We start from the raw sequence: 6,535 nt of genomic DNA, 5'->3' as shown, positions 1-6,535 counted from the left end.
TGCCTGGCTCAAGCACTACAACCTGGAACGACCCCACCTCGGCATCGGCGGCCTCACGCCTATCGCCCGCGTCAACAACCTCTCGGGTCAGTACAGCTAGCTCACGGACGGTCGATCGTGAAGACCGGGGACGTCCAGCCGACCACGTGGTCGGGGTTCGACGCGTCGCCGCCGGCCTTGAGGGCCGTCGCCACGACGTAGTAGTCGCCGTCGGGCACCGTCTTGGTGACGATGGTCCCGCCGGTCGACTTCGTGACCGTGCCGCCGAAGGCGAACGGCGTGAAGGCGTTGTCGCCGGAGTTGCGGGCCACGCCCTCGTCCGTCTGGAACACCTTGTTGAACACCTTGTTGAACGGCTTCCCGGTACGCGCGGAGTACAGGACGATCTCGTAGTCCTCGACCTGGTGGTCGAAGTTCACGAGGAAGTACGGCACGTCCGGCAGCCCGTCCACCGTCTGGAGCGAGAACGACGCGCCGTCCTCCTCGAAGGTCTCCCACGACGACGTGTCGGACACGCAGTCGAGACCGATGAAGTCGGCGCACGCGGTGACGGTTCCCAGGTTGGAGAAGCCGATCGGCTCGATCGCCTGGTAGTCGGCCCCGTACCCTGCGTACGGGACGGAGTAGGCGGTGCCGTCCGACGACGTCGCGACGACGAAGCCGCCGTAGACGAAGTGGTCCTCGTCGGTCACGTCAGCGGGGAGCGTGACCGTCACGTCGACGGAGCCGGACGCACCCGGCGCGAGCGTGAGGCTCGGCACCGAGAAGGTCGCGGCCGCCGCGTACGACGACAGGCTCGGCGCGAACGTGCTGCCGAAGGTCGACAGCGCCGCCTTGTGCGCGAACGCGAACGTCTGCTCCGCGTCGGTCGTGTTCGTGACCGTCACCGCCCGGGTGCCGCCGTAGCCCTCACCGAGCGACAGCTTGCCCGGGGTGAGCGCCGCGCCGGCGAGGACCGACCCGTCGACGTCGACCATGCCCGCGCCCTGCTTGGAGACGAGCTCCGGGAACGCGGAGGTCGAGTACGTGATCGTGTCGGCGCTGTTCTGCAGCACGTCGCGGACCTCGTCCGCCGCGAGGCCGGGGTGCGCCTCGAGGAGGATCGCCACGGCGCCCGCCACGTGCGGCGCCGCCATCGACGTGCCCGAGAGCACGGCGTGCGCGCCCTTCTCCAGCGGGTACGTCGAGTTGATGTTGCCGCCCGGAGCCGTGATGTCCGGCTTCAGCGTGAGGTCGGGCGAGAGCCCGATTGAGCTGAAGGACGAGATCTTGCCGCCGGTGGGCGACACGACGACGGTCGTCTCGTCCGTCCAGGTCGCGGACACCTCGGCGCCCGCTGCGATCGCCGCCTTGATCTCGTTGCCGGAGGCCAGCGAGATGCCGACGCCGGGAGCCCCGCGGTCGACCACGCCGCCACCCGAGAACAGGCCGGGCACGTTGTTGTGGATGAACACCGCGGAGGCTCCGGCCTCGACCGCCTGGCGGTACTTTGTGTCGAAGGAGCACGAGACGCTGGGGTTCGGCGTGCCGCGCGAGATGAGCGCAGCCTTTCCGGTCAGGTCGACCGTGATCGGGTCGCCGGCCTCGGCACAGCCGAACCCGACGGGGACCATGGGGTCGGTGGTACCCGAGGTGGGCGGCGCCTCGACGGTGGAGAGGAGCGTCCACGGCAGGTCGGAACCTGTGGAGAGCACCGCCTTGTTCGCCGGCGAGTGGGTGTTGTCCGCCGACGCCACGCCGATGACCTTCTCACCCATGCCGGGGGCGCCACCGGACCAGAGGCCGTTCGCGCCGCTGTTGCCGAACGATGCGACGACGACCATGCCCTCGTCCACGAGGCGGTCGGACGCCGTGGCGGTGGGGTAGTTCGGCCACGTGAAGGCCGAGCCGATCGACATGTTGAGCACGTCCATGCCGTCGGCGAGCGCCCGCTCCATGGCGGCGATCATGATGTCGGCCGACGTGGAGCCCTCGCACCCGAACACGCGGTACGCGCCGAAGGTCACGCCGGGTGCGACGCCGGTGACCTCACCGTCGGCGCCGATGATGCCGGCGACGTGCGTGCCGTGGCCCTGGCAGTCGTCCGGGACGGCGTCCGGGTGCGGCACCCGGGCGGCGGCATCGGGCGAGCCCTCGTCGTAGGCGTCACCGACGAAGTCCCAGCCGGTCACCACGCGCGAGCTCGGGAAGCCGGGGCCGCCCAGGTCGGGGTGGTCGAGGTCGATGCCGGTGTCCATGACGGCGACCTTGATGCCCGCGCCGGTCAGGCCCAGCTCGTTCTGAGCCACGTCGGCGCCGGTCATCGCGAGCGCGGTCGCGAGGTCCGGGATCGACGCCTGCTGGTTCTCCGGGATCGCGACCGAGACCATCGGGTAGACGGCCTTGACGCCGTTGAGCGCCCGGACGGTGGCGATCTGGGAGCTGTCGGCGTCCACGGAGAAGCCGTTGAACAGCGACGTGAACGCGCGGCGCTCGGTCAGCTTGACGCCGTTCGCCTTCGCGGACGAGCGGAACGCCGCGTGCTGGTTCCGCACAGCGAGGGACGAGCCGCCCGCCGCCGTGGGCTCGCCCTCGAGCTCGACGAACCAGCGGCCCGCCGTCTCGGCGACGAGTCCGCTGTCGGCTACGGGGGCGTCGTACAAGGGCGCGAGCTCGGTGAGCCCGGTCGGGCCGGCCGTCGCTGTGGTGGGCGCCGCCAGCGCCGCGGCGACGATGCCGAGCGCGGCGATGACTCCGAGAGACCGGTGTCGTGGCAGATTCATGCGCACAACTCTCCTTCGTGGAGGTGGGAAGGTTGCGCACACACTAGGGCAAAGTTCACCGCCGCAGCGCGCGACGTGCCAGCGAGTTGCCGAGCCACTGCACAAGCTGCACGATCAGCACGATGATCACCACGACCACCGCGGTCACGGCCCAGTCGTACTGCCGGTAGCCGTGCACGATCGCCAGGTCGCCCAGCCCGCCGGCCCCGAGGTACCCGCCGATCGCCGACATGTCGAGCACGCCGACGAACAGGAAGGTGTAGCCGAGGATCAGCGGCGCGAGCGCCTCCGGGACCAGCACGGTACGGACGATCCGGAACGGCGACGCCCCCATGGCCCGGGCAGCCTCGACCACGCCCGGGTCGATCGTCACGAGGTTCTGCTCCACGAGGCGCGCGAACACGAACGACGCCATGAAGCACATCGCGAACGTGAACGCCTCGATCCCGATGGTCCGCCCGATCACTGCCCGGGTCAGCGGCCCGAGCGCCACGAGGAAGATGATGAACGGCACGGGGCGCACCACGTTGACCGCCAGGTTCAGCACGGCGAACACGAGGCGGTTCGCCAGGAGGTTCCCGGGCCGGGTGAGATACAGCCCGAGCCCGATCGCCAGCCCGAGGAACCCGCCCACCGCCAGCGTGATGAGCACCATGTATGCCGTCTGCCCGAAGGCCTCGCCCAGCAGCGGTGCCAGCCTGTCCCACGTCATCGGTCTGCCCTCCCGTGGTCGTCCACGAGCGTGACGGCGCGCAGCGCCACCACGGCCTCCTCCACCGCGCCGGCGTCCCCGACGAGCTCGAGCGTGAGCGACCCGTAGGGCCGCTCGGCCACCTCGGTGATCCCGCCGTAGACGACGGTCCCGTCCACGCCGTGCTCCCGGAGCACCCGCGTGATCAGCGCCGACGACCCGGCGACCTCGTCCACGCCGACCGTCACGATCCGCCCGGTGTGCCGGGTGCGGAGCCGCTCCAGCACCGCGGGCGACGGCCGGTCGCGCAGCGCGGTGGCCACGAACCGGCGCGTGACGTCGTGGGCCGGGGCGCTGAACACCTGGTACGCCTCCCCCACCTCGACCACGCGCCCGTGCTCCATCACCGCGACGCGGTGGCAGATCGAGCGCACCACGTCCATCTCGTGCGTGATCACCACGACGGTGATCCCCAGCTCCCGGTTGACCCGCTGCAGCAGGGCGAGGACGTCCTGCGTGGTCTCGGGGTCGAGGGCCGACGTCGCCTCGTCGGCCAGCAGGATCCGCGGGTTCGTCGCGAGCGCACGGGCGATGCCCACCCGCTGCTTCTGCCCGCCGGACAGCGTGGACGGGTACGCGCCCGCCTTGTCCGCGATGCCGACGAACTCGAGGAGCTCGGCCACCCGGGCGTCGCGCTGCGCACGGGTCCAGCCGGCCACCTCGAGCGGGTAGGCCACGTTCCCGGCGACGGTCCGCGACGACAGCAGGTTGAACTGCTGGAAGACCATCCCGATGCCCGCCCGGACCGGGCGCAGGCGCGCCTCGCCCAGGGAGGCGAGCGAGACGCCGTCGACCACCACGTCGCCCGAGGTGACGGTCTCCAGGGCGTTGACGAGCCGCACCAGGGTGGACTTGCCCGCCCCGGAGTAGCCGATGACCCCGAAGATCTCGCCCTCTCGCACGTCGAGGGAGACGCCGTCGACCGCCCGCACCTCGCGGCCGCGGCCGCGAGGTGCGGGGAAGACCTTGGTGGCCTCCCGGAAGGAGATGATGCTGCTCATCAGCCCTGCGCCCGCAGGTTCTCCTCGATACCGGCGAGGATGTCCCGCAGCTCGGCGGGCTCGTCGTCCTTGATGACGCCGGTGCCGCCGGACGCCTCGAGCACGCCCTCCTCGATCTCGGGGCTGTGGAAGAGGTCGACGAGCTGGGCGAGCCGCTCGTCCTCTGCGTCCTCGGCGCGGGCGACCCACACGTTGATGTACGGCTCGGCCGCCGAGGAGTCGGGGTCGTCGGAGTAGATGGCGTCGTCGGCGGTCAGGCCGGCGTCGCCCACGAAGTCGTTGTTGATGATCGACGCGTCGACGTCCTGGAGGGCCAGCGCCGTCTGCGCGGCGTCGACCGGGGTGACGGTCACGCGCGACTCGTCCTCGATCACGTCGGCCGGTGTGGAGAAGGAGTTGCCGCCGTCGCGCAGGGTCAGCAGACCGGCCTCCTGGAGCACGAGGAGGGCGCGAGCCTGGTTGGTCTCGTCGTTGGGGATGGCGACCTCGCCGCCGTCCGGGAGGTCGTCGACCGAGCCGTGCTTGGTGGAGTACAGCCCCAGCGGGTAGACGGCGGTGGCGCCGATCGGCGTGAGGTCGCTCTCGGAGCTCACGTTGTAGCCGGCGAGGAACTGCAGGTGCTGGAACTGGTTGAGGTCCAGGTCACCGTCGGTCAGGCCCTGGTTCGGGAGCTGGTAGTCGGAGAAGCTGACCAGCTCCACGGTGATGCCCTCCTCCGCGGCCTTGTCGACGAACGTGTCCCAGTAGTCCTCGCCCGACGACACGACGCCGACGCGGATCGGGTCCTCGGCGGTGCCCGCGGCGGGACCGGCCTGCTCCGGCGAGCCGCAGGCGGACAGGGCCAGGACGGTGGCGGAGGCCAGGGCGGCAAGGGGGACGAGACGGGTGCGAGACATGGGGATTCCTTCCGGAAGTGGGCGCACGGGTGCGCGCGCAAGGGGATGGCCGGGTGGGCCTGGTGAGGAAGAGCGGTGCGGCGGGCCACGGCCATCAGCGACGTGGCGAGCGCGCGGGGCGCGGCCTGAGGGCCGGCGGCCCGGGTTCAGCTGTGCGGGGTCGCGGTCAGCGGCTGCACATTCGCCCGCGTGACATGCCGCGACAGCACGCGGCGGCACGGCACCAGGAGGCGCGGCGCGGCTGCGGGGCGGCAGTCAGGAGGCGGGGCATGTCGCCATCATGCGCCGCAATCGGGCGTCGACACCAACCGGCGAGCGGGAAATCCCACGATGCGAACGGCCAGGCGACCACATCGTGGACGAATGGCGGAATCGCGCGGTTCGTGGGCCGTGTGGCCCCGGACACAAAGGACCCCTCGCACACCCACCAGAGCTCACTTACCCTTGCTGCCTTCCGGCCCTGGGGGAGTTCGGCGAGATAGTGCCGCACGAGGGGTCTGCCCCCAGCCTAGCCCAGCGGGGGCCAGCTCTTCGAATCGGCCCGATTCGTTGGCACGGCCCCATGTCCGGTATCCTCGTGAGGCCGCTCCCGGTCTTGGCCTCTCCAGGTCTCAACCGTGGTCGGCCGTGCCCGGCTCACCCCAGGCACGAGGAGGATTCGCCTAGTGGCCTATGGCGCACGCTTGGAAAGCGTGTTGGGTTAAAAGCCCTCGGGGGTTCGAATCCCCCATCCTCCGCAGATGTGATGACGCGGGACATCGTTGATAGATGTCTCGCGTCATCGTTTATATCCGAGAGCCCGGCCATCGGCCGGGCTCTCGTTCGTTGTTGCGCCAGTAGGTGCGGGTCGGGTCGATGGTGTTGGTGGCTAGGGTCTGGTGGGTCGCACGGTCGATGACGGTGGTGTGGGTGTCGGTGACGAGGATGAGGACGGCCTTGCCGGCGTGGGCTGTTCCGATGCCGAGGTGGTGCATCTTGCCCGCCCGGCGCAGTGAGATCTTGCCGTTGGTCCCGACGTGGTCGGACCGGACACCCTCACGGCGCAGATCGGCGATCTGCTCCCGCTCGGCCAGGGACAGGAACCGCGGGTGCAGCGTCTTGTCCAGCGCGGACATCGCTGCCGAG

The 6,535-nt window shown here is 70.5% G+C and carries 4 protein-coding genes, 1 tRNA gene, 1 other RNA gene and 1 pseudogene; 1 reads left to right on the top strand and 6 read right to left on the bottom strand.

Annotated features, from left to right (window positions below):
- Positions 1-101 precede the first annotated feature (101 nt).
- The 5 genes from D1350_RS24815 to ffs form a co-directional block, all read right to left on the bottom strand.
- Complete coding sequence (locus D1350_RS24815) at positions 102-2,762, bottom strand: S8 family serine peptidase (RefSeq protein WP_125778455.1); 2,661 nt, start codon at positions 2,760-2,762, stop codon at positions 102-104.
- A gap of 55 nt (positions 2,763-2,817) precedes the next feature.
- On the bottom strand, positions 2,818-3,474 hold the full coding sequence (locus D1350_RS23315; RefSeq protein ID WP_125778454.1) for a methionine ABC transporter permease: 657 nt from the start codon (positions 3,472-3,474) through the stop codon (positions 2,818-2,820).
- Positions 3,471-4,514 (bottom strand): methionine ABC transporter ATP-binding protein, encoded by a 1,044-nt coding sequence (locus D1350_RS23310; protein WP_125778453.1) that lies wholly within the window; start codon positions 4,512-4,514, stop codon positions 3,471-3,473. The genes D1350_RS23315 and D1350_RS23310 overlap by 4 nt, the downstream gene beginning before the upstream one ends.
- A complete protein-coding gene (locus tag D1350_RS23305; protein WP_125778452.1) occupies positions 4,514-5,410 on the bottom strand; it encodes a MetQ/NlpA family ABC transporter substrate-binding protein in 897 nt (298 codons plus the stop codon). The genes D1350_RS23310 and D1350_RS23305 overlap by 1 nt, the downstream gene beginning before the upstream one ends.
- 404 nt (positions 5,411-5,814) lie before the next feature.
- Positions 5,815-5,911, bottom strand: an RNA gene (ffs, locus tag D1350_RS23300) — signal recognition particle sRNA small type.
- A gap of 150 nt (positions 5,912-6,061) precedes the next feature.
- On the opposite strand from ffs, the gene D1350_RS23295 reads away from it, so the two are divergent.
- Positions 6,062-6,147: transfer RNA gene (locus tag D1350_RS23295), tRNA-Ser, on the top strand.
- A gap of 48 nt (positions 6,148-6,195) precedes the next feature.
- Here D1350_RS23295 and D1350_RS23290 read toward each other — a convergent pair.
- Positions 6,196-6,535, bottom strand: a pseudogene (locus D1350_RS23290) (hypothetical protein); the annotation flags it as partial.

This window comes from Antribacter gilvus (genome assembly GCF_003946865.1).
GTDB lineage: Bacteria > Actinomycetota > Actinomycetes > Actinomycetales > Cellulomonadaceae > Antribacter > Antribacter gilvus.
This window is presented reverse-complemented; position numbering and strand designations above follow the sequence as displayed.

What these genes read in the sequence shown, in the direction of transcription:
- D1350_RS23315 (WP_125778454.1), bottom strand. Translation starts at nt 3,474, where the DNA reads ATGACGTGGGACAGGCTGGCACCGCTGCTGGGCGAGGCCTTCGGGCAG.
- D1350_RS23310 (WP_125778453.1), bottom strand. Translation starts at nt 4,514, where the DNA reads ATGAGCAGCATCATCTCCTTCCGGGAGGCCACCAAGGTCTTCCCCGCA.
- D1350_RS24815 (WP_125778455.1), bottom strand. Translation starts at nt 2,762, where the DNA reads ATGAATCTGCCACGACACCGGTCTCTCGGAGTCATCGCCGCGCTCGGC.
- D1350_RS23305 (WP_125778452.1), bottom strand. Translation starts at nt 5,410, where the DNA reads ATGTCTCGCACCCGTCTCGTCCCCCTTGCCGCCCTGGCCTCCGCCACC.